The organism is Alcanivorax sp. VBW004, from assembly GCF_009718865.1.
Taxonomy (GTDB): Bacteria; Pseudomonadota; Gammaproteobacteria; order Pseudomonadales; family Alcanivoracaceae; genus Alcanivorax.
Map to the genome: position 1 here is coordinate 636,652 of NZ_WNHC01000001.1, position 21,508 is coordinate 658,159.

Sequence of the window (21,508 nt, forward strand, 5' to 3'; positions counted from 1 at the left end):
TCAGGGGGTTAGGTCGATGCGGGCAACGCGTCGTGACAGGGCGGGGGCAAACCGGCTGAGCAAGCGGGTGCTCCAGGCTTCGGCACCAACCAGCGACAGCGCCGGGTTATGCAGAACCGCCTTGAGAATGGCCTCGGCCACATCGTCCGGGGAGAAATTACGGCGTTTATACAGCGCATCGGCTTTGGCGCGCTTCTGCGCCTGTTCTTCTTCACTGGCGCCGGCATAAACCGTGGCCGTGGCGATGCCGGTGGCGACAAAGCCGGGGCAGATGGCGGTGACGCCGATATCGTGTTCAGCCAGTTCGGCGCGCAGGCATTCGCTCAGCATGTGCACGGCAGCCTTGCTGGTGGAGTAGGCGGCCAGTTTGCGATTGGGGGCAAAGGCAGCGGCGGACGCCACGTTAATAATGTGGCCGTGGCGATGGCCGTCGATCATCTGTTGGGCGAACAGACGCGAGCCGTGAATGACGCCCCACAGGTTCACTTTCAGCAGGCGATCCCATTCCTTGACGCTGGTATCCAGCACCCCGCCGGCCATACCAATGCCGGCGTTATTGATGACGACGTCCGCGCCGCCGATTTCTTTGCTCACCCAATTGGCCAGTCGTTGCATGGCCTGGGCCGAGCCCACGTCGACTTTGCGAGACCAGGCAACGGCGCCCAGCTCCCGCGCCTGGGCAGCAGTGTCTGCGGCGCTGTCTTCATCAATATCCACACAAACCAGGTCCGCGCCTTCGGCAGCGAAGCGCAGCGCGGTGGCGCGGCCGATTCCGGAACCGGCGCCGGTGATCACCGCCGTTTTTCCATTCAGCGGGAGGGCACTGCGGGCGGGCCGCACGCGGGCATGCTGCAGGGTGCCGCTCATGGTGCCTTTCTCAACGCCGCTGACGAATTCGTGAATCCAGTCGGCAATGCGTTCCGGGTGGCTGAGGGGCACCCAGTGGTTGGCGTTGATGTCGCGGCGGTAGAGTTGATCTGCCCAGAGATGCAGGTCCTCAAATAACTGTGTGCCCACATAGTTGTCGCGGGTGGGCACGATCAATTGAACCGGGCAATTGGCGTAGCGTTTTTCCGGGTTGATCAGCTTGTTGCGGAAATTGGCCCGATAGAGCTGCACACCGAATTTGCCATCTTTGCCCTGGGTGGGGTTGGCGTCGGGTTCGGCGACATTTTCACGGTGCTTCAGGTACTGCGGCCAGAGTTTGTCGAGGCCGCCCTGCCAGGCGCTGGGAGCGAGCACGGGAAGATGAAAGAAGCCGATATACCAGGAGCTGAGTACCTGCTTGAAGACTTTCGCCTTGGCGGAGGCGGACAGGTTCAGGGTGCGCTCGCGCATCCAGTGGCCCATGTGGTCCAGGCAGGGTCCGGAAATCGTGGTGTAGGACAGGATGCGCGATTTCAGCGGCTCGCTGGTGACCGATTCCCAGCTTTGGATGGAGCCCCAGTCATGGCCAGCCAGATGAAACCCACGGTCGGGGATCAGGGTATCTACCACCGCGAGCAGGTCAGCGGACAGCAGCTTCATGCGGTAGTCCGCTTGTGCCCGGGGGGCCTGGGAGGCGCCTGCGCCACGCACATCATAGAGGATCACAAAGTAGTGCTTGGCCAGCTGCTGAGCCACCGGTTGCCACACGCTGTGGTTGTCCGGGTAGCCGTGCACCAGCACCACGGGCGCCTTTTTGGGGTCGCCGAGGGTATAGGCCTGGAGTGAAACGCCCTGGCTGTTGACGGTGGTGGGGGTCATGTTGGCTCCTGAAGCATGGCAACGTTGCATCTAGACAACGTCAAGTTTTATCGAATGTATCAGTGCTCAATGTAACGGTCAATGTGCAGAGAATGGCAATAAATACCCGGTGGTCAGTCCCATGGGTCAAGGACGGGGGCGGTGAGGAAGCAAAGCGGCAGGTCGCGGGGAGGGGGAACGAAAAACGGCGGCCCGGAGGCCGCCGTCAACAAGGTCGGAGCAGGGGATCAGCGCATCAGTTGCTGATCGTCGCGCTCGGGCTGTTGGTGGTGGTGCCCTTCACTGAGTGCACCTTCTTCACATCCACCACGCTGCGGCCGTCGTCGTGGTCCACTTCACCGGTAAAGGAAAGTTGGGTGCCGGCTTTCAGCGGGCGGTTTGCCGTCAGGTCATCGTCGAGTTCGACTTCGAATTGCCCTTTGCGATCACGAAGCAAATAACGCTCATCGCCCAGTGCTTGAACCACTTCACCGTCCATGCGTACTTCAGTGCCTTCCTTGATGCCCTGAGTGATGGCGGCGCTGTCGGTGGTGATGGTGTCGCCGGCGCTCACGGTGGCGGTGGCGCCCAGCAGTACAGATGCAAGAATCAATTTTTTCATGAGTCATCCTCCTTGGTTGATGTCTCAGGGAATTAGTGGGGCGATGGGGGCAGGTCGTTCCTGGTGTTTGTAAAAGCTCGGTTAAAGCCCCTGCATAACGCTGCGTTTTGCGAGCTGGCTCACAGGTTCAGAAGAGAGGAAGGGCGTGGGGCGACAAATGAGGTGAGGGGAGGTGAGGGGGTTAGCGGCAGTGGCTATTGAAGGTGTGCCAGAAAAGGCAGGGTTGCGCGGCGTGTTTTTCCAGGGAGAGAAACGCTGCGAATGCTTTGCCGGTATAGGTATTTTCCAGGCGGAGGCCACTGCGAGAGGCAGCATTCACGGCCTGGGTGCTGGCGGCAGTGGGGTGGCCATAACCGGTGCCCAGGTAGTCGTCATGCCATTGCAGGAAACCGGTATCGAATTGTTCCCAGGGTAGCCCCAGTTGTTGCCAGCATTGCCGGGCCATGCGAATGACCAGTCGGGCATTGCATACCGAGAACGGGCCGAGATGGTCCTGTGCTACCTGCACGGCATGGATGTGGGCATTCAGGCCGCTGAGTTGGTTGCCCACCAGCAGCCCGGCGACGGTGGCACCGGAGCCGGCGGCGACCACAATGTCAGCGGGTGTCGGGCAGAGGCTGTCGTTGATTTGCTGTTTGAGTTCCAGCATGGCGTTGGCATAGCCAAGGGTGGCCGCCGGGTTGGAGCAGCCGGCATAGAGGAAGTAGTGGTCGCGGCGAAGTCGTCCCGGGTGCAGGTACCAGCCCAGGGCGGCCCGTAGCAGGCTGTTGCGGTCGTGCAGCTGGGCGCCGGCCTGTTGCATGCGCTGGCGGTTCTGGTGGACCACGGGGGAATCCGGCTGGGGAAAAGTGAAAATGTCACAGCCCAGTTGTTCCTGTTCACAGAGTAGTGCGGTGGCCAGCCCGGCGTTGGTTCCGGTGGCCCCCAGGGTGACGACGCGTTTTATGGACCGTTGGCGAAGCTCGCCCAGCACCCACTCCAGTTTGCGCAGTTTGTTGCCGCCGTAAGGGTGGGCGCTGATGTCATCGCGCTTGACCCAGCACAGGGGGCTTTGTTCGGGAAGCGGCTCCACCGGAGTGGGCAGATCGCACAGCGCAACGGGGGCAAGGTTGGCGAGATGCGGAAACCGGGTGAGCAGGGGCCAGCTCATCAGGCCCCGTTACCCTGGGAGAGCGGTGGCCACCAGTCGGCAAGGGCGCCGTTATCCCACACTGCCAGGTCGCCGAATTGCAGCAACACGAATTCGCTTTGCGTGGGGCGGAAGAACAATTGGTCGTCGACCTGTAGAGCGGTGTCCGGACTGCCGTTGTACATCATCTGGTTGGTGCTCACACCGTACACCGGGTTGGCCTGAATTCCCGGCGGGGAAACCGGCTCGGCCTTCCAGTAGCCGCCGTAGATAAAGTAGGTGCGTCGGCGGTTGCTGTCCCAGCCTTGCCAGAGTTCGCCCAGCGGTAACGGGCCGGGCAGGGCGAGGCCATCCAGTTGCTTGAGTACCGGGGCGGCAATAAAGGCGGCGGGCTGGAAGTCTTTCAATAGTGGCAGGTCGAAGTCGCTGGCCTTGACCAGGCAGGAGCCGGCACTGAGTTCGTTGACCACGGTGGTGTTGTCGTAGAGTGCCACCGTGGGGCTGCCGGCGCCGTTAAAGCACAATGTCTGTTGCTGGTAGGCGGGGTTCAGTTGATACAGCCTGTCGATATAGCGCTGGTAGATGGCTTCGGTTTCCCGGTGGCCCTCTTCTGCGCTCTGGATAAAAGCGGGCAATTTCCCCACGTGAGCGTCGTAGCCCATGAAGCCACTGAACCGTAGTTGTTCGGGATGGGCCTCGATCAGCGCGATCATGGCGTCCAGTTGTTGTGGGTCGGTGAGCCCGCCCCGGTGCAGGCCCACATCAATTTCGATATTGATATTGAGTTGCCGGTTTTGCTCGCGGGCCAGGGTCAGGTATTGCTCAAGGCGAGTGGGTGAATCAATCAGCCACTGCAGTTGTTGATCAGGTTTGAAAGGGTGGGTATCGCCCAGCTCGGTATAGAAACGGCGGGCCGCCTGGATGGGCATGGGTTTGCCCAGCAGCAGATCCGCACCGGGCTCGGCATCGACCAGGGCATTCATGAACGGTTGGTGAAAGACCATCACCCGTTGGCTGCCGGTGTGTGTCATGACTTCCTGAATCAGCGGTACGCTGGGCAGGGATTTTGCCACGATGCGCAGCTGGCAGTGGCTGGGCAGCATCTGAACCAGGGTCCGGCAGTTGCCAATCAGTCGCTGACGGTCAATGAGCATTAGCGGCCGACCGGGGCCGTGTTGTTTCAGGGTGTCGTTCAGCGACTGGAAGTAAGCATTATGGGCCGCACCACGATTGTCCGGTCGCAGCCACCAGCCACCCACGGCAAGCGCGCCTGCGCCGAAGAGAAAATGACGTCGTTTCATAAGCAATAACCGATCAAGCGTGTGTCTGCCGCAAAGGCTCGGGATGATGCCTCCCCGGCACGGTCGACTCTCACCCTATAAAAACAGGCGTTTCAGATGCGGATTCAGCATCCGCCCCTGTGGATCCAGTTCTTTGCGCACGGCCTGGAAACGATCAAAGGCCGGGTACAGTTCCGCCAGTTCCCTGCGTCCCAGATTGTGAATCTTGCCCCAGTGAGGCCGGCCGGCGTAGCGGCGCAGGATGGGCTCTACCACGTCGAAAAGCGGCTGGTAGTCCTGCTCGAAGTATTGGTGTATCGACAGGCTGGCACCGGATTGCTGATGGAACATGGACAGCAGATTGTCGTCGGCCGCGACGTAACGGAATTCAATGGGGAAGAACACGTTGATGTCATGCTGGCGAATGGCGGCACAGACTTCTTCCAGGCAGGCGATGCCCTGTTCCGCTGGTACCGTGTATTCCATTTCGTTGAAACGCACGGTGCGGTGGTTGGCAAAGACTTTGTTGGCCGGGCCCACATAACGGCTGTCTTCCACAAAGAGGGTGGAGAGTTTCTGCAGGGTTGGTGTTAGCCAGCCGGCCTGCATGGCCAGCTTGGAGACCATTTCCAGCAGTTCGTTGTCGTCGGCACGGGTAGGACTGTCCTGGGTGTCACTGGTGATCTCCATGGTCTTGACGATGGCCTGATCACCCAGCGGGAAGGCAAAGAATTCAATGTGGCGGAAATTGTCTTTTTCTTTCTCCACAAAATCCATGGCGTCGCGAAGGGGCAAGGTCCAGGTGTGCTCTTCCAGCCGATAGGCGGGATCGTGGCGAAAACCGATTTCGGTGACGACACCCAGAGCGCCCACGTTGCAGCAGGCGGCAAGAAAGTGATCGCCATCGGCGGCCGTCAACTCAAGCGGTTCACCGTCAGGGGTGACCAGGCGCAAGGAGTCCACCTGCCCGGACAGGCTTTGCAAACCCAGCCCGGTGCCGTGGGTGCTGGTGGCAATGGCGCCGGCCAGGGATTGCAGGTTGATGTCCGGTTCGTTGGTGAAGCTGTAGCCCTGTTCGTAGGCCATGGCGCTGGCCATGGCCAGCCGGGTACCGCCGCCGTAGCGGAATGTGTTGCCGTCAGCGCCGCGCAGTCCGGCCATGGGTTCCAGGGATATCAGGGTGTCGTCGGTGGGCACGATGCCGCTGAAAGAGTGGCTGCCACCGAAGGCGCGCAGGGTGCCGGTGCTGTTGCGAATGGTGTCGCGCACCATGCTTTCATCGGTGGCGTACACCAGTTGCCGGGGGGTGGCGCTCTGGTTACCGGACCAGTTTTGCCAGGCGGGAGCGTTACCTGTGTTGGCGAGTAGCTGGGCGGGGCTCATTGAGCCCAGGGCACCGGTGGCGGCCAGGGATTTCAGGAAAGCACGGCGGTTGAGTGACGAAAAAGCGGACATGGGCGACCTTGTTATCTTTGTTTTGCACGATCGTACCATATTTGTGTTTGGGCGCCACTGCTGTGATGTGATGCGGCGCCCACCCCGGGGATTATTCCGGGGTATCGATACCCAGTGATGACCACATTTCATCGACCCGGGCTTTGACAGCTGGATCCATGCTGATGGCGCGGCCCCATTCGCGGGTGGTTTCTCCGGCCCACTTGCTGGTGGCATCCATGCCCATCTTGGAGCCCAGACCTGCCACTGGAGAAGCGAAGTCCAGATAATCGATGGGGGTGTTTTCGATCATCACGGTATCGCGGGCCGGGTCCATGCGTGTGGTCATGGCCCAGATCACATCTTTCCAGTCACGGGCATTCACGTCGTCGTCGCAGACAATCACGAATTTGGTGTACATGAACTGCCGCAGGAAAGACCACACGCCCATCATTACGCGCTTGGCGTGACCGGGATACTGTTTCTTCATGGTCACCACCGCCATGCGGTAGGAGCAGCCTTCCGGGGGCAGGTAAAAATCCACGATCTCGGGAAACTGCTTTTTCAGAATCGGCACGAAAATTTCGTTCATGGCCACGCCCAGCACGGCAGGCTCATCCGGTGGTCGACCGGTATAGGTGCTGTGGTAAATCGGGTCGCGGCGATGGGTGATGCGTTCCACGGTGAATACCGGGAAGCGTTCTACCTCGTTGTAATAGCCGGTGTGGTCGCCGAAGGGGCCTTCGTCGGCCATGTCATCCGGGTAGAGGTAGCCTTCCAAAACGAATTCGGCACTGGCGGGGACTTGCAGGTCATTGCCGATGCATTTCACCAGCTCGGTCTTGGAGCCCCGCAGCAAACCGGCAAAGGCGTATTCGCTGAGAGTATCCGGCACCGGGGTGACGGCGCCGAGAATGGTGGCCGGGTCCGCGCCCAGGGCCACGCTCACCGGGAACGGTTCGCCGGGGTGTTGCTGCTGCCATTCCTGGAAATCCAGAGCGCCGCCGCGGTGGCTAAGCCAGCGCATGATCAGCTTGTTGCGGCCAATCAGTTGCTGGCGGTAGATGCCCAGGTTCTGGCGTTCCTTGTTGGGGCCGCGGGTGATGACCAGCGGCCAGGTCACCAGTGGCCCGGCATCATCGGGCCAGCAGGTCTGTATCGGCAGCTTGTACAGGTCCACCTCGTCGCCTTCCAGCACCTTTTCCTGGCAGGGGCCGGAGTTGGACACCTTGGGGCTCATGCTCAGGACCTTGCGAAACACCGGCAGTTTTTCCCAGGCGTCACGGAAGCCCTTGGGCGGTTCCGGTTCCTTGAGAAAGGCCAGCAGTTCGCCCAGCTCACGCAGCTCCGCCACCGAATCGCGGCCCATGCCCAGCGCCACCCGCCGTTCGGTGCCGAACAGGTTACCCAGGACCGGGGTGCCGAACCCCACCGGGTTTTCAAACAGCAGGGCCGGCCCGCCGGCCCGCAGGGTGCGGTCGCAGATTTCCGTCATTTCCAGATTCGGGTCCACCGGCACCGTAATGCGCTTGAGTTCGCCGAGTTGCTCTAACTGGGAAATGAAGTCTCGAAGATCGCGATATTTCATGGCGTTCCTTGTTGATCGGGTCACCGAAAAGGTTGTGCGGCGAGTATAGCAGGCCGGGGGGAAGCTAGAAGCGGCGCGAGGCTGGACAGTGAAACGCTGAAAAAACTAGTCCTAAAGATCGACGAAGCCGCTGCAGGGATAGACAGACCTGGTGGAATCGCGCGAGTTCTATTGCTTACAGCGCGATTGAGCTCTCGTTTGTTGTGTTGTCTTATCTGATGCGCACAGCGATCTAGCCCCGCGGTTCGATCAGAACCTCACTCCTCACCGATTGGGCGATAAAGCACTTTTCGTGGGCGCGCTGGTGCAGAGCCTGAATCTTGGCGGCGTCCGGTTGTTCGCCATTAAAGGTGGCTAGCGGTTGCAGCACCATGGTCTGCATATAAATCTTTGCTTGATCGTTTTGCCCGAGTACGCCTTGGGGGTCGTCATCGTAGCTGGCCACCGACAGCCCTTCGCGGGCCGCTTCGGTGAGGAACGAGAGCAAGTGGCAGCTGGCCAAGGCGGCCAGGAAGGCTTCTTCCGGTTCCATGAATTCCTGGTGGCCGTGGTGGCCATCGACCACGCGCACTTCATTGCCGTCTGCAAGATGCCAGAGGTAATGTTCCCGGTCGCCGTGGGCGGTCCAGCTTAAATGCATGGTGTGTTGTGACACGAAATTTCCCCGGTTGATCCGTTATTAGCAGGCTGTTGTGAACCCCTTTGGGGCAGTATGCCATCAAAAGAGCCACTTGCCATGACGTCTTGGGTCCAGTGTTGCTATCTCGCTGTCAGGCGGTGCCGGAGGGGCCGCTGGGTTGGCTTAATGACCAGTAGCGGAATACCGCAATATTCACCAGCGCACTCATCAGCGACACCGGCAGGGCGGCGAGCAAGGAAGCGGCGGTGGTATGGCTGACCACCCCGAGGATGGCACTGGCCACCAGGCTACTCATCATCAGGTACGCCAGGAATACCAGTACCAGCACCAGCAGCAGCGGCCATTGTTGGGACTGTGTCATCCGGAAGGACTGGCGCAGGGCTGCTATGGGGTTTTGTTGCTTGAGTACCACCAGCAGGGGGGCGTAACACAGGCGGGTATAGACCCACGCCGCCGGGAAGAACAGGGCCATCCAGCCCAGTGACACACCAATGGCCATCAGTGCATAGCTGAGCAGCAAGGGCGGATAAACCAGTAATGCCGGGGCGGTGCAGGCCAGCAGGCCGCGTGGTTTGCCGTTGCTGATGGCGGACAGCTGTACATAGAGCGCGCCTTCGGCCAGCGGGCGTACCAGCAGAATAATGGCCAGGCTGATGCCGCTGAATTGCAGGGCGGCCCCTTCGGTTTCCGGCAGCACGAAGGAGGGGCCGAAAATCCACTGGGTAGCTTCGGTGATCAGGGCAAAGGGGGCGGTGACCAGAAACAGCGGGCCAAGGTGCCGCCACCAGAAGAGGAGAATTTCGCGAAAACGGTGTCCGATCATGGTGAGCCATCAATTCAGTCGACGGCGCAACCATACGACAGCGCTGCGTCCATTTCCAGAACGCAGCGCCATCCCGGGGCTACCACCAGTATTTTCCCCAGTTTTCCGGGTTGGCCCAGAAGCGCGGGTTATTCCACTTGCGTTCGAAATTGTAGTTATCCAGGTCGTAGCTATAGATGTTCAGCTCGCGACCGTCTTCAGCAAAATGCCCCTGCTCACGACAGCCCAGTGCCAGAAAACCGTTGGCCGGCCAACGCAATTTTTGCGGGGCCAGGGTGGGTTGATACACGGCCACCATGGAGTCGGTATGCAGGTTGCGGAGCAACCCCATCAGTGCCTCGCCGTCATGCTGGGGCATGTATTCCAGCTGATCCGCCACGATGGCGATATCCACCCGGTTAATGTCATCCAGGGCGGGGAACGGGTTCTGTTCCTGAATTTCTACCAGAGTGCAGTTGTGGTCTTTGCACCACTGGGCAACGACAGGGATGGGGTTGAGGCTGACAGTGAGAATGGAGGTGGGCTGGTGGCTATCAAGAATAGCGGCCAGACGTTCCTGTGGAGATTCGGTCATGGAGTGTGCCGTCGCAATATTCATGATTTCAGTCTAACGCCAATGTGGGTGGCTTTCGATAGGGGGTTGGGTAGCGTTTTGCAGTTTTTGATGCATTGCCGTTATGGCTTCCCGGGTGGTTTACAGGGGGGTGTTTTGGGCAGGGTGCCGGGAGAGTTTGACCGGTGCGCCATCGGGCTGGGCCACTGAAATGAGATCTTCATCAGAAAATGAAAAACAGGCGTTGACGACTGTCTAATCAATAATGATAATGATTCTCATATACGAAAAGGAGGTCAGCATGTCTCAGGTAAAGAAAAACGTTGCCACTACCACGCGCCAGGTTGCCATCAATGCGGAGAGCAGTGTGGCAAGTGGTTTGCTGCTTAACCATCAGGGCAAGTTGTGGATTGAGCATGCCGGTGAGCGTTACCAGCTGCGCCGTACGTCCAACAACAAGTTGATACTTACCAAGTGACGCGGCATGCAACACGCTCCACGCAACAACACGCAGAAAGCGCTTCTGGTTTTCAAGGTCCCAATCCCGCGTAAAAACGTGAGCGCGGGGCAAGGCGTTTAAAAACCGACAATCAACGAATCGCGTTGTTGCGTGTCGCGTCTCATCTTTCTCCCTGACGTGGATCGCCAGCCGCAGCCAGCTTTCCACACCTAATTTAAGGCTCTTCGGCATGCAGCATGCCACCTGCCGCAACGCACAGGATCTGTTGTCATTAGGTTGTCTGCCAGCCGAGCCCACTCTTTCGGCGCGGCAGCAAGCGGCAATAGTCATGACCCTGTGACCGCGTTGTGGCGTGAAGCATGTTGCCTGCTGCGCTATTTTTTTGGAGGCAGTATGGCTGTCATGGCATGGCCCGCGGCCCCGGCAACATCCCCTCTGTTGAGGCAGTGTGGTGCTGCGCTCGGTGACCGGGTGTTGCGGTTGCAGGATGAACCGCTGGCAATTCTCAAAGCGCTGTACCGGTTGGGTTCACTGGTGGTAACCACGTTCTCCAGTGGCTCGCGCATTTCCCAGAACATGCATTACCCGACCCTTCAGGACGGCGAGTCCGGGGTGCCCGGTGAATGGTGGCTGGAGTCGGTGGGGGAGCGCTGCCGGCTGCGCCAGAGCTTGCAGGTCGGCCAGTGGCATTCGGTGCTGGCGGTGCTGGAACCCACAGGTGCCTTGCCGGCCCGCAGCCTGGTGTTCTTTGACCGTCATGGGCAGCCGCTACAGCAAATGGCGGTGGCGCCGGACAGTGGCGGGTTGGCGTTCGAGGAACTGGTGTGCGCCATGCTTCACCCGGACCAGCAAACGCTCAATCTGCCGGCGGTGTTGCCGTGTGGTGTGGGCGGTGAACTTGGGTCGCTCAGCCAGTTGGAACGCGACTGGGCGAGCAGCACGGATGACGAAGATTTTGCCGGCTTGTTGCAGCGCTGCGATCAACAGCGCGACGTCTTGTATCGCTCGGTGCGCGACAGCTTTGCCTGCCAGGTAAGGCCGGAAACGTTGCCGGCAGTGTTGGCGGAAGCGGCTGTTCGAGACACGGTAACAACCTTGTGCGTGGGTAATCAGGGGGTGCGCCTGTGCATGACTGCGCCCTGGTCGTCGCCGCGTTGGCAGGGCAGCCATTGCCATCTGGCCCATAACGGCGCGTTGGTGTCGCTGGACATGGCAAAGATGGACAGCCTGTGGCGTCTGCGCAAGCCCGGTGATGGGCAGGTGGTTACCGCCCTTGAAGCCCTGGATGATCGAGGTCAGTGGTTGTGGACCCTGTCCGCCGGTGACGAGGAAAGCCAGTGGCGGGCGCTATTGAAAGATAGTGTTATTCGCTAGCGACGAGCGACGAGCGACGAGCGACGAGCGACGGGATTGGGAAAAGTAGAAACGTTTCACGCCGCTACGTTTCTACGGTGCTGCTGCCGCATGGCAGACGCTGAAGCGTCAGGTTGAAGCGAGGCAGGGCTGTCGTCAGCCCGCGCCGGGCAGTCAGATCACTCAAAACTGATCATCGAATTGCTTGATCAGATTGATGATTCCGGTCACGTCCTGCTCCATGCCTTTCAGGGCTTCCTCTGCCATGGGGGCAATATCGCATTGTCCGGGCAGGGGATGGTCCGCTTCCAGAATGGCCCGGAAACGGGCGATGAAGACCCACTGTAGCCACTCGCTGAAATTCATGGTGTCCGCAAAAAATGGCGTGCTGCTATCGAAAGCCGATGGCGCCGGCGGCTGCGTGGCCCACAGACCTTGCTGGTCCAGTTCCGTTTGCAGGTCATCGAGTAACGAGGAAAGTTGGGCGCGTTGGCTCATGGGGGAAATCATCCGCGGTCAGTCGTCGAAGAGCGGCACCAGATCCGGTAGCTCATGCAGGTTGTGGATATGGTGACGGGGGCGGTCCAGTTCAACCGGCCAGGCCAGATCGATGAGGTTGGCCCAGACGGCATGCATAGCGTGTTCGCGGGCAGCGTGCACATCTTCCAGCGGGTGGTCACCCACGTGGACGGCCTGGTGGGCTTGAACCCCGGCGGATTCCAGCGCGGCATGGAACATGTCCGGGGCGGGTTTGCGCTTGCCGATGGTTTCCGCAGAGTGATGGAACGCGAACAGTTCGGCGATGCCGATCTGGCGCAGGTCGGCGTTGCCGTTGGTCAGTGCGCCCAGGGTGTAGCTGTCGGCGAGTTGCTCCAGTACCTCCCGGGCACCGGGAAAAAACGATACCTGGTTTCGGGCCTGATGAAAGACCGCGAAGGCGTCCAGGGCGATCTTGCGGGCCTCGGCGTTACTGAACCCGGCGTCCATGAAGGCCCGGGTCATGGCGTCCTGGCGTAGCGCGGTCAGGTTGTCCAGGTAGCCGGGGTTTTCCTTGAGCAGGGTGGTGCGCACCATGCGCACCCGCTCCGCGTTGAGGGCGCGGGCGGCATCCGGGTGGCGGTCAGCGATCCAGTCGCTACAGGCTTTCTCGGCCTTGCGGATCACCTCATCCACAGGCCACAGCGTGTTGTCCAGATCGAAGGTAATCAGCTTGAGTGTACTCATGGGCGGTAGTTTATCGTAAAACCGCTAATGGCAGCACACCGGGTTGCTTGTGTCAGAGATGGGGCGGGTGCCCGGGATTATTCGTCTTCGTCCTTGCGGCGCTGGGCCCTTGGATGGGCGCCATCGTAGACCTGGGCCAGATGCTGGAAGTCCAGATGGGTGTAGACCTGGGTGGTGGCCAGATCGGCATGGCCGAGCAGTTCCTGTACCGCACGCAGGTCGCCGGAGGATTCCAGCAGGTGGGTAGCGAAGGAGTGGCGTAATTTGTGCGGGTGCAGATGGTCGTCGAGACCCCGTTCCAGAGCGTGCCGCTTGAGCCGTTGCTGCACGCTGGAAGGTGACAGGCGACGGCCGTTCTTGCTGATGAACAGGGCGGTTTGGTCGCCGCTTTTAATCAGCAGGGGGCGTACTTTCAGCCAGCGGCGTACGGCGGTGAGGGCGGGTTTGCCCACCGGCAGCTGGCGGGTTTTGTTGCCTTTACCGGTGACCAGTAGCTGGCCGTCACGCAGGTCGATGCTGTCCAGATTCAGGCTCAGCAGCTCTGCCAGCCGCAGGCCGCAGGCGTAGAGCAGCTCCATCATGGCCTGATCGCGCAGGGCCAGCGGTTCGCTGCTGTGGGTGCCGGCATCCAGCAGGTGGCTGACCTGATCCGCGTCCAGCGCCTTGGGCAGGCGTTTGCCGCTTTTCGGGGCGCGGATATCCATGGCCGGGTTATCACGGGCCAGCCCTTCGCGCATCAGGTAGCGGAAAAACGTGCGCAGGGTGGAGAGCATGCGCTGGATGGTTTTGCCGCTTTTCCCCTTGCGGTGGAGTGCGGCCGCCAGGCTGCGAATGTCGTGCACGGTGAGGGCATCCCAGGGCTGGGTGCCCAGGACTTTTCGGGCCTCGACCAGGTCGCGCTGATAGCTGCTGACGGTGTGCGGGGAAAGGCGGCGCTCGCTGGCCAGATGGGTCAGGAAGGCGTTAACCGTTGGCGCTGTGCCAGTGCTGTCGCTGTCCACGGTTAACGGCCCTCGTTCAGCTGATATCGCTGGTTTTCTTGGCTGCCTGATGGGGGTATTGGCGCACGACTTCGTGGAGCCGGCGGCTCAGCACCTGGCCAATATGGGTAATGAACAGGGTGCCCAGGGAGCTGCGGAAGTGCATGGCGCTTTTACTGCCAATGGCCAGCAGGCCCAGGCGGCCCTGGTATTCCAGCGGCACCATGGCGGCGGAGCGAATGTCGGTGGCATTGTCCTGGAACAGGGCTTCCATTTCTTCCGTGCGCATGGCACCGCACACAGCTTTGCCGCTGCGCAGAAGATGGTTGAGCGCGCTGGGCAGGGCGTCGCTGTCCACGCAGCGGATCTGGTTGCGCAGGTCACCAAGAATGGGCACTTCCCGGTCGTACAGCATTAGTGCCACCTGATCACAGTGAAAGTCCGTGCTCAGGCTGGTGAGGAGATTGCGGAACAGTTTTTCCGCGCCGCGGGCTTCCAGCAGCGACAGGGTCAGGCGGCGAGTCTTGTCGAACAGGTGATCATTTTCCCGTGCCACATCCAGCAGGCCGTTGAGCCGGTCGCGCAGCTCGGTATTGCGCTCGCGCAGAATCGACGCCTGGCGCTCCAGCAGCGATACCGCCTGGCCTTTGGAATCGGGCAGGCGTAACAGCTCCAGCAGCTCCGGGCGATGCTGAAAGAAATCGGCATGTTCTCGCAGGTAGGCGGCGACCTGGTCGGCGCTGGCTGGGGTCTGATCCGTCATCAATCCTGTCCTTTGTCATCATTCGGGTCAGTCGGCACTGACATCGCCGGTGCTCGTAATCGCCTGCTAAAGAGTGATTTCAATAGCGCCATCATAGACATGGCTGGCGGGGCCTGTCATCTGGATGCCACCCTGGCCATCGTAGCAGACTTGCAGCGTACCGCCCGGCAGGTGCACGGTGACGGCGGCATCCAGCCAGCCCCGACGCTGGCCGATGGCCACAGCGGCACAGGCGCCGGACCCGCAGGCCAGGGTTTCGCCGGCGCCCCGTTCGTAGACGCGCAGGCGGATTTCGTTGCGGCTGACGATCTGCATAAAGCCCACGTTCACCCGCTCGGGGAATTGTTCATGGCTTTCCAGCAGCGGGCCGACGCTCTCTACTGGCGCGTTATCCACGTTTTCTACCAGCAGAGTGCAGTGGGGGTTGCCCAGGCCAACCGCGCCCACTTCCCAGGCTTGCGTGCCGGATACCAGGAAATAGCTGTCCGCTTCGGCTTTGGCGGTCATGGGGATGGCGTCTGGCGCCCAGCGAGGCGCGCCCATGTCCACGGTGACCTGTTCATCGTCGGTGACGGTGAGGGTCATCTGGCCGGCGGCGGTTTCCACCTGGATTTCACGCTTGTCCGTGAGCCCCTGTTCGCGCACAAACCGGGCAAAGCAGCGGGCGCCGTTGCCGCACTGGCTCACTTCGGAGCCGTCGGCATTGAGGATGCGGTAGCGGAAATCGGCGTCAGCGGAACGGGAGGGTTGCACGATCAGCATCTGATCGAAGCCCACGCCAAAATTGCGGTCGCCCAAGCGGCGAATTTCATCCGCAGGCAGGGGCAGGCCGGTTTCCGGTAATGTCTGGCGAATGCCGTCGATGACCATGAAATCGTTGCCCAGGCCGTGCATTTTGGTAAAGCGCAGGTTCATACCGCTGTCCGGTGAAATCGTAATTAAAGGCCTATTGTACGGCCTCCCGGGGCTGAAATCAGTGCCTTGGGCGGTGCAAAATGTCTATGGGGCTGATTCTTTCCGGCGATACGCGGAATGAATTGCGGGTCTGCTGCGAACGCTGGCGCCGGTTATACGGTTTCATGCGCGGGGCATTCAGTGCCTTGCAAAAGACACAATCAATCAAAAAACAGACCCTACGCCGGCCGAGCAAGGTACAATTGTCCATTGATCGTGGCGAATCTGTCGTCGCGAATCCGCCGTGAGGCGTTTTTCATTCCCAGTTCAGGTGTCCGTCATGCTTTCCTACCGTCACAGTTACCACGCCGGCAATTTTGCGGATGTGCTCAAGCACATTGTGCAGGTGGCAATCATTGAATACCTGAAGAAGAAGGACAAACCCTTCACCGTGCACGATACCCACGCCGGCGCGGGCCGTTATGCCATCGCCAGCGAGCATATGCAGAAGACCGGTGAGTACCAGGACGGCATTGCCAAACTGTTTGGCAAGCGCACCGGGGTGGGGGTGATTGACCAGTACGTGTCACTGGTGGAAAAGCTGAACCCGGTGGGGCGGCTGACCGATTATCCCGGTTCGCCGCAGATCAGTGCCCGCCTGCTGCGTGAGCAGGATGTGCTGCAATGCACTGAGCTGCACACCACCGACTTTGCCCTGCTCAAGCGTGAGTTTGCCGACGACAAGCGCGTGCAGGTGCTCAAGGAAGATGCCTGGCAGGGGCTCAAGGCATTGTTGCCACCGCAGCACCGGCGTGGTCTGGTATTGATCGATCCGTCCTACGAGATGGAAGCGGATTACAACGGCGTGCTGCCTGCGGTGCAAATGGCCATGGAGAAATTTGCCACCGCCACCTATGCCATCTGGTACCCGGTGCTGGACCGCAACCGCACAGAAAGCTTTATTCGCCGTTTCGTGAAAGCCGGCATTCCCAACCTGCTACGGGTGGAGTGTTGCGTGCGCCCGGATGCTTCCGGCCGTGGCATGACCGGCACCGGCATGCTGATCATCAACCCGCCTTACACGCTGGCCCAGCACATGGCTCAGGCCATGCCGTTATTAAAAGACGCGCTCTGCGATACCAACGGCCATACGCTGGTGAAAATGCTCACCGGGGAACAGGGTCAGTCCTGATCCGGTTGTCGCCCTGGTGGCTGTTTACGTCTCGTTGAATAACAGCACCAGGGTGCCGCCACGCAGCAGGCTGCCGTAGTTCAGATTGATCCCGATGCCGATGTTGTCGATGAACGGGATGCGCTCGTGAATATCCAGCAGCCAGCCTACGCCTGCCTCGTAGTAATAATGATTCCCCAGTGACCCCTCCAGATCGCCGCCCAGGTCGAAGCGGGATGCCTGCATCCACACGTTCTGGCCGGGCAGGATGCGGGTGACAAAGGGGTGTTTCCAGCGTGCCCCATTGGACCAGTGCCAGGCTTCCGGCGCGACGTCATGGGCGGCGCGGTCGGTATGAAAGGTGTGCCCGGCCATATAATGGATGTCACTGAACAGCTGTACTTCCGACTGTTCCCCGCCAATGAAATAGGTCAGCCGGGCGCTGGGTTCCAGTAGCCAGGCATCCGCGTTGAAGTTGGTAATGAGTCCGTCGACGGCGGGGGCGATGGCCTGGGAATCGGCGGTATTGAAGTCGGTGTCGTTGCGGTAACGCATCCAGTGCGCGTGGGTGGAGAAGGCAAGGTCCCAGTGGGTGGACAACCGGCGGCTAAAGGTCCCGCCGACACTCAGGGAAGTGACCGAGCTGTTGATTTCGTCCTTGGCCCGGCTGGTGCTATTGATGATCTGGGTCTGCTGTTTGTTTTCCACATAGGCGGCTTTCACGCCCAGCGACAGGGTATTACCGGTTTCCGCCAGAGGGGTTTGCCAGGTGTAGGGCAGGCTGAAGGTGGCGATGCGTTGTCGCAGTTCCCGGGATTCCAGTGAGCCGAAGTTATCGTCGTCCAGATTCAGCAATGTGTTGGGGTCAAAATCCCAGAACCCGAAGCGTACGGCGTCGCCGCTGGTTAGCAGGTTGGCAGTGACAAAACTTTCCGCAAGGCTTAACCGAATCGCACGGTTAACGGCGTCGTTGGCTGACGCTTTGCCGGGAGCGGTGGCAAGTAACGGCCCGGACAGGATCAGTAATGACAGCGCGGCACGGAAATTCATGATGGCAGGGGGAGGTCCAGGGGGTTGGCCGTGACAACCAAAGCGTAAAACAAAAAATGGGCCGAAGCCCGTTTTCTGTGCCTTGTCAGGCCATATCAAGGAAGCAGCGACTCCTGCTTCAGCTGATCGTCATAGGTTTCCCGTTGGCGCACCACAAAGGCCTGGTCGCCATCCACCATGATTTCGGCGGGGCGGTTGCGGCTGTTGTAGTTGCTGGCCATGGCAAAGCCATAGGCACCGGCGCTGCGCACGGCCAGCAGGTCGCCGGTTTCCAGGGACAGGGCGCGGTCCTTGCCGAGGAAATCGCCGGTTTCGCACACCGGGCCAACGATGTCCCACTCGCGGCAATCGGCGTCGTGGGGTTTTACCGGGATAATGTTCTGCCAGGCGGAGTACAGGCTGGGGCGGATCAGGTCGTTCATGGCGCCGTCGACAATGGCGAAGTTCTTGTGCTCGGTGGGCTTGAGGAACAGCACTTGGGTAATGAACAGGCCGGCGTTGGCGGCAATGGAGCGGCCCGGTTCGATATGCACGGGCAATTCGCCGGGAATGTGCTTGAGCAGGGCCTGCACATACGCTGAACGGTCCGGCGGGGTTTCGTCGTCGTAGGTGACGCCCAGGCCGCCGCCCAGATCCAGATGATGGATTTCGATGCCGTGTTCCTGCAGCTGGGCCAGCAGCTTCAATACCCGCTCCAGCGCATCTTCAAAGGGCGCAAGCTTGGTGAGCTGGCTGCCGATGTGGCAGTCGATACCGAGAATCCGGATGTGCGGCAATTCGGCGGCGCGCTGGTACAGGGCGGGCGCCTTGGTGATGTCCACGCCGAACTTGTTGTCTTTCAGGCCGGTAGAAATATAGGGGTGGGTCTGGGCGTCCACGTCCGGGTTCACGCGAATGGCGATGGGCGCTTCCCGGTCCAGTTCGCCGGCTACCAGATTCAGCAGCTCCAGCTCGGCGGCGGATTCCACATTGAAACAATGAATGTTGGCTTTCAGGGCTGCGGCCATTTCATCGGCGGTTTTGCCCACGCCGGAAAAGACAATCTTGTCCGGATCGCCACCGGCGCGCAGCACCCGCTCCAGTTCGCCCCCGGAGACGATATCGAACCCCGCGCCACAACGAGCCAGTACATTCAGCACCGCCAGGTTGGAGTTGGCTTTCACCGCGTAACACACCTGATGAGGGTGGTCGCCGAAGGCTTCATCGAAGGCCAGATAATGACGCTCCAGAGCCGCACGGGAATACAGGTAGAGCGGCGTGCCGAAGCGATCCGCCAGTTGCTCTACGGGAAGTTCTTCGGCGAACAATTCACCGTCGCGGTACTGAAAGGGGTCCATGATTATTCCTGTCCGGACGCGTTGGCGTCGTCTTCGTCTTGGATGTCGTCACTGTCAGTGGCGTCGGCTTGCGCCGCCTGGGCGTTGCCGGCCGACGCGGCGGTGTTGCGTTCCTGATCAAAATACAGCGGGCCTTTCTGGCCGCAGCCGGCCAGGAGCAGGAACAGTAACAGGCTGAATGGGCGCATGGGGTACTCCGTTTGCTGGGGTGTGAGTATAACGGTTCGTGACTCTGGAGGTAATGCGGGGTCGATGTGAAATCCGGTGATGGCGGTGTCCGATAACGCCGCTTGAGAAAAAAACGGTCCGGTTTACTATCTGTGGATAGTCCGCTCCGCGTGGACGCATTTCTGCTGATCTTTTCGCCCCTTTCTCGTACTTGCCCTGCCTGCGCCTGGATACCCCGGCATGCGGGCGGGCGTGTATGCGTGGGGCATTTCTGAATGATTGACCCTGTAAGGAGAAAGCCATGGCGTTACCGGCCATTACCGTTTCACGTTTGGATGTTGCGCGCCTGGAAGCATTGTTAGCGACCGCCCATGGCGAGGTGGCCGAAGGCCTGGAAGAGGAACTGTTGCGAGCCACGGTGGTGGCGCCCGAGGCAATGCCGGCGGATGTGGTCACCATGAATTCGAGGATTCGCTGCCGGGAGCAGGCCCGTGGTCGGGAAATGAGCCTGACATTGGTGTATCCACAGGATAACGGTCCGGAGCGGGTGTCGATACTGGCGCCGGTGGGGGCGGCGTTGCTGGGGTTGTCGGTGGGGCAGAGCATTGACTGGCCGGCGCCCAACGGCAAGATCTTGAAACTGGAAATCCTGGCTGTTGAATATCAGCCGGAAGCCAATGGTGAGGATCTGGAGTAGCGCCGGGATGGGACTGCTGCCGGGCGTGCTACGGCTGCGCAAGCCGGTTGCCCGGAACGAAAACGCCGCCGGCTCTCTGGAGCCGGCGGCGTTTTTTATCGTACGGCGCCTTCCGAAGAAAGCGCTTGTTGCGGCGCTTACTGGCCGGTGTTGTCCAGCGCCTCGCGGGCACGGCCGACGGCCGCTCGTACCTGGTCCGGCGCGGTGCCACCGATGTGGTTACGGGCGCTCACCGAGCCTTCCAGGGTCAGCACGTCGAACACGTCGTCGTCGATCTGGTCGCTGAACTGCTTTAGCTCAGACAGGGACATGTCGCCCAGGTCCTTTTTCTTCTCTACGCCATAGGCCACGGCCTTGCCGACGATCTCGTGGGAGTCGCGGAAAGCGATGCCCTTGCGGACCAGATAGTCGGCCAGGTCGGTGGCGGTGGCGAAGCCACGGCGGGCCGCCTCGCGCATCACTTCACGATTAGGTTCCAGGGACGGGATCATGTCGCCGAAGGCGCGCAGGCTGCCTTTCAGGGTGTCCACGGCGTCGTACAACGGTTCCTTGTCTTCCTGATTATCCTTGTTGTAGGCCAGCGGCTGGCTTTTCATCAGGGTCAGCAGGCTGATCAGGTGGCCGTTGACGCGGCCGGTCTTGCCGCGCACTAGTTCCGGCACGTCCGGGTTTTTCTTCTGCGGCATGATGGAGCTGCCGGTGCAGAAGCGGTCGGGCAGGTTGATGAAGTTGAACTGGGCGCTGGTCCACAGCACCAGCTCTTCGCTGATCCGTGACAGGTGGGTCATGGTCAGGGCGGCCAGGGCGCAGAATTCAATGGCGAAATCCCGGTCACTCACCGCGTCCAGCGAGTTTTCGCAGACGCCGTCGAAGCCGAGCAGCTCGCAGGTGCGCTCGCGGTTGATCGGGTAGGTGGTGCCGGCCAGGGCGGCGGCGCCCAGGGGCATGCGGTTGACCCGCTTGCGGCAATCCAGCAGGCGCTCGCGATCACGCTTGAGCATTTCGAACCAGGCCAGCAGGTGGTGCCCGAAGGTCACTGGCTGGGCGGTCTGCAGGTGGGTGAAGCCGGGCATGATGGTGGCCGCTTCGCGCTCAGCCAGGTCCAGCAGACCGACCATCAGGTGCAGGTATTGCTCTTCCAGAATCAATAGCTCGTCACGCAGCCACAGGCGGATGTCGGTGGCCACCTGGTCGTTACGGCTGCGGCCGGTGTGCAGCTTCTTGCCGGTGATGCCGATCTTGTCGGTGAGCCGGGCCTCGATGTTCATGTGCACATCTTCCAAGGCCACGGACCACTCGAACTCGCCGTTCTCGATTTCCAGCTGGATTTCACGCAGCCCCTGGATAATGGCATCGCGCTCTTCATCGGTGAGCACGCCCACTTCGGCCAGCATGGTGGCATGGGCCTGGGAGCCGTAGATGTCCTGACGGTACATGCGGCGGTCGAAGTTCACACTGGCAGTGAATTCCTGCACGAACTGGTCGGTGGACTCGCTGAAGCGGCCGCCCCAGAGTTTGTTCTGCTGCTTGTCAGTCATCGTACTTGCTCAACGCTTGGTTTGCGGGGGGCGCAAGTATAGCAGGGAGACACTATTCCTTGGGAGTGGCGGTTGGTTC

Annotated in this window: 22 protein-coding genes; 4 read left to right on the forward strand and 18 right to left on the reverse strand. The window is 60.7% G+C overall.

Translation table 11 applies throughout. The features are described 5' to 3' along the window. From F1529_RS02950 to F1529_RS02990, 9 genes are all read right to left on the reverse strand, one after another. Entirely contained in the window at positions 1–1,746 is a 1,746-nt protein-coding gene (locus tag F1529_RS02950; protein WP_155132045.1) for an SDR family oxidoreductase, read from the reverse strand. 235 nt (positions 1,747–1,981) lie between these two features. Next, on the reverse strand, positions 1,982–2,347 hold the full coding sequence (locus F1529_RS02955; protein ID WP_155132048.1) for a NirD/YgiW/YdeI family stress tolerance protein: 366 nt from the start codon (positions 2,345–2,347) through the stop codon (positions 1,982–1,984). A gap of 181 nt (positions 2,348–2,528) precedes the next feature. Continuing rightward, positions 2,529–3,497, reverse strand: coding sequence for a 1-aminocyclopropane-1-carboxylate deaminase/D-cysteine desulfhydrase (locus tag F1529_RS02960; protein ID WP_155132050.1), 969 nt, complete (start codon positions 3,495–3,497; stop codon positions 2,529–2,531). Beyond that, positions 3,497–4,777: a DSD1 family PLP-dependent enzyme gene (locus F1529_RS02965; RefSeq protein ID WP_155132052.1), complete on the reverse strand. Its 1,281-nt coding sequence runs from the start codon at positions 4,775–4,777 to the stop codon at positions 3,497–3,499. Before F1529_RS02965 ends, F1529_RS02960 begins: the two co-directional genes overlap by 1 nt. Before the next feature lie 75 nt (positions 4,778–4,852). Beyond that, positions 4,853–6,211 carry a D-arabinono-1,4-lactone oxidase gene (locus F1529_RS02970; RefSeq protein ID WP_155132053.1) on the reverse strand — a complete coding sequence of 453 codons (1,359 nt, stop codon included), beginning with the start codon at positions 6,209–6,211 and terminating at the stop codon, positions 4,853–4,855. 91 nt (positions 6,212–6,302) lie between these two features. Then, complete coding sequence (gene ubiD, locus F1529_RS02975; protein WP_155132055.1) at positions 6,303–7,778, reverse strand: 4-hydroxy-3-polyprenylbenzoate decarboxylase; 1,476 nt, start codon at positions 7,776–7,778, stop codon at positions 6,303–6,305. Positions 7,779–8,010: 232 nt separating this feature from the next. Beyond that, a complete protein-coding gene (locus F1529_RS02980) occupies positions 8,011–8,433 on the reverse strand; it encodes an OsmC family protein (protein ID WP_370456937.1) in 423 nt (140 codons plus the stop codon). 115 nt (positions 8,434–8,548) lie between these two features. Next, positions 8,549–9,241, reverse strand: a complete 693-nt coding sequence (locus tag F1529_RS02985; protein WP_155132057.1) for a hypothetical protein — start codon at positions 9,239–9,241, stop codon at positions 8,549–8,551. A gap of 79 nt (positions 9,242–9,320) precedes the next feature. Continuing rightward, positions 9,321–9,839 carry a DUF6231 family protein gene (locus F1529_RS02990; protein ID WP_007149223.1) on the reverse strand — a complete coding sequence of 173 codons (519 nt, stop codon included), beginning with the start codon at positions 9,837–9,839 and terminating at the stop codon, positions 9,321–9,323. 256 nt (positions 9,840–10,095) lie between these two features. On the opposite strand from F1529_RS02990, the gene hemP reads away from it, so the two are divergent. Together hemP and F1529_RS03000 are read left to right on the forward strand one after the other, a co-directional pair. Next, positions 10,096–10,272, forward strand: a complete 177-nt coding sequence (hemP, locus tag F1529_RS02995) for a hemin uptake protein HemP (protein ID WP_007149677.1) — start codon at positions 10,096–10,098, stop codon at positions 10,270–10,272. A gap of 375 nt (positions 10,273–10,647) precedes the next feature. Next, positions 10,648–11,628, forward strand: coding sequence for a hypothetical protein (locus tag F1529_RS03000; RefSeq protein WP_155132061.1), 981 nt, complete (start codon positions 10,648–10,650; stop codon positions 11,626–11,628). A gap of 162 nt (positions 11,629–11,790) precedes the next feature. Here F1529_RS03000 and F1529_RS03005 read toward each other — a convergent pair whose 3' ends face one another. The 5 genes from F1529_RS03005 to dapF form a co-directional block, all read right to left on the reverse strand. Next, complete coding sequence (locus F1529_RS03005) at positions 11,791–12,105, reverse strand: YqcC family protein (protein WP_196220359.1); 315 nt, start codon at positions 12,103–12,105, stop codon at positions 11,791–11,793. Between the two features lie 18 nt (positions 12,106–12,123). Further along, positions 12,124–12,831: an HAD family hydrolase gene (locus F1529_RS03010; RefSeq protein WP_155132064.1), complete on the reverse strand. Its 708-nt coding sequence runs from the start codon at positions 12,829–12,831 to the stop codon at positions 12,124–12,126. 77 nt (positions 12,832–12,908) lie between these two features. After that, entirely contained in the window at positions 12,909–13,832 is a 924-nt protein-coding gene (gene xerC, locus F1529_RS03015; RefSeq protein ID WP_290516648.1) for a tyrosine recombinase XerC, read from the reverse strand. A 16-nt stretch (positions 13,833–13,848) separates the two neighbouring features. Next, entirely contained in the window at positions 13,849–14,574 is a 726-nt protein-coding gene (locus F1529_RS03020; RefSeq protein WP_155132065.1) for a DUF484 family protein, read from the reverse strand. Between the two features lie 66 nt (positions 14,575–14,640). Then, positions 14,641–15,489, reverse strand: a complete 849-nt coding sequence (gene dapF, locus F1529_RS03025) for a diaminopimelate epimerase (RefSeq protein ID WP_155132066.1) — start codon at positions 15,487–15,489, stop codon at positions 14,641–14,643. A 319-nt stretch (positions 15,490–15,808) separates the two neighbouring features. On the opposite strand from dapF, the gene F1529_RS03030 reads away from it, so the two are divergent. Then, positions 15,809–16,660, forward strand: a complete 852-nt coding sequence (locus tag F1529_RS03030; RefSeq protein ID WP_155132067.1) for a 23S rRNA (adenine(2030)-N(6))-methyltransferase RlmJ — start codon at positions 15,809–15,811, stop codon at positions 16,658–16,660. 24 nt (positions 16,661–16,684) lie between these two features. On the opposite strand, the gene F1529_RS03035 is transcribed toward F1529_RS03030, so the two are convergent. The 3 genes from F1529_RS03035 to F1529_RS03045 form a co-directional block, all read right to left on the reverse strand. Then, a complete protein-coding gene (locus F1529_RS03035) occupies positions 16,685–17,689 on the reverse strand; it encodes a Solitary outer membrane autotransporter beta-barrel domain (protein WP_155132068.1) in 1,005 nt (334 codons plus the stop codon). Positions 17,690–17,784: 95 nt separating this feature from the next. Further along, entirely contained in the window at positions 17,785–19,026 is a 1,242-nt protein-coding gene (gene lysA / locus F1529_RS03040; protein ID WP_155132070.1) for a diaminopimelate decarboxylase, read from the reverse strand. Between the two features lie 2 nt (positions 19,027–19,028). Then, positions 19,029–19,214, reverse strand: a complete 186-nt coding sequence (locus tag F1529_RS03045; RefSeq protein ID WP_155132071.1) for a lipoprotein — start codon at positions 19,212–19,214, stop codon at positions 19,029–19,031. Positions 19,215–19,495: 281 nt separating this feature from the next. Here F1529_RS03045 and rnk point away from each other — a divergent pair, with 281 nt between their 5' ends. Beyond that, complete coding sequence (gene rnk, locus F1529_RS03050; RefSeq protein ID WP_155132073.1) at positions 19,496–19,891, forward strand: nucleoside diphosphate kinase regulator; 396 nt, start codon at positions 19,496–19,498, stop codon at positions 19,889–19,891. A gap of 137 nt (positions 19,892–20,028) precedes the next feature. Here rnk and argH read toward each other — a convergent pair whose 3' ends face one another. Then, on the reverse strand, positions 20,029–21,429 hold the full coding sequence (gene argH, locus F1529_RS03055; RefSeq protein ID WP_155132075.1) for an argininosuccinate lyase: 1,401 nt from the start codon (positions 21,427–21,429) through the stop codon (positions 20,029–20,031). Positions 21,430–21,508: the final 79 nt, after the last annotated feature.

Bases quoted from the DNA above. Each gene is read 5' to 3' on its own strand.
- lysA (WP_155132070.1), bottom strand. From the start codon at position 19,026: ATGGACCCCTTTCAGTACCGCGACGGTGAATTGTTCGCCGAAGAACTT.
- F1529_RS02950 (WP_155132045.1), bottom strand. From the start codon at position 1,746: ATGACCCCCACCACCGTCAACAGCCAGGGCGTTTCACTCCAGGCCTAT.
- F1529_RS03020 (WP_155132065.1), bottom strand. From the start codon at position 14,574: ATGACGGATCAGACCCCAGCCAGCGCCGACCAGGTCGCCGCCTACCTG.
- F1529_RS02985 (WP_155132057.1), bottom strand. From the start codon at position 9,241: ATGATCGGACACCGTTTTCGCGAAATTCTCCTCTTCTGGTGGCGGCAC.
- dapF (WP_155132066.1), bottom strand. From the start codon at position 15,489: ATGAACCTGCGCTTTACCAAAATGCACGGCCTGGGCAACGATTTCATG.
- F1529_RS02960 (WP_155132050.1), bottom strand. From the start codon at position 3,497: ATGAGCTGGCCCCTGCTCACCCGGTTTCCGCATCTCGCCAACCTTGCC.
- F1529_RS03010 (WP_155132064.1), bottom strand. From the start codon at position 12,831: ATGAGTACACTCAAGCTGATTACCTTCGATCTGGACAACACGCTGTGG.
- F1529_RS02965 (WP_155132052.1), bottom strand. From the start codon at position 4,777: ATGAAACGACGTCATTTTCTCTTCGGCGCAGGCGCGCTTGCCGTGGGT.
- F1529_RS02990 (WP_007149223.1), bottom strand. From the start codon at position 9,839: ATGAATATTGCGACGGCACACTCCATGACCGAATCTCCACAGGAACGT.
- hemP (WP_007149677.1), top strand. From the start codon at position 10,096: ATGTCTCAGGTAAAGAAAAACGTTGCCACTACCACGCGCCAGGTTGCC.
- F1529_RS03000 (WP_155132061.1), top strand. From the start codon at position 10,648: ATGGCTGTCATGGCATGGCCCGCGGCCCCGGCAACATCCCCTCTGTTG.
- argH (WP_155132075.1), bottom strand. From the start codon at position 21,429: ATGACTGACAAGCAGCAGAACAAACTCTGGGGCGGCCGCTTCAGCGAG.
- F1529_RS03005 (WP_196220359.1), bottom strand. From the start codon at position 12,105: ATGAGCCAACGCGCCCAACTTTCCTCGTTACTCGATGACCTGCAAACG.
- F1529_RS02970 (WP_155132053.1), bottom strand. From the start codon at position 6,211: ATGTCCGCTTTTTCGTCACTCAACCGCCGTGCTTTCCTGAAATCCCTG.
- F1529_RS03035 (WP_155132068.1), bottom strand. From the start codon at position 17,689: ATGAATTTCCGTGCCGCGCTGTCATTACTGATCCTGTCCGGGCCGTTA.
- F1529_RS02955 (WP_155132048.1), bottom strand. From the start codon at position 2,347: ATGAAAAAATTGATTCTTGCATCTGTACTGCTGGGCGCCACCGCCACC.
- F1529_RS03030 (WP_155132067.1), top strand. From the start codon at position 15,809: ATGCTTTCCTACCGTCACAGTTACCACGCCGGCAATTTTGCGGATGTG.
- F1529_RS03045 (WP_155132071.1), bottom strand. From the start codon at position 19,214: ATGCGCCCATTCAGCCTGTTACTGTTCCTGCTCCTGGCCGGCTGCGGC.
- rnk (WP_155132073.1), top strand. From the start codon at position 19,496: ATGGCGTTACCGGCCATTACCGTTTCACGTTTGGATGTTGCGCGCCTG.
- ubiD (WP_155132055.1), bottom strand. From the start codon at position 7,778: ATGAAATATCGCGATCTTCGAGACTTCATTTCCCAGTTAGAGCAACTC.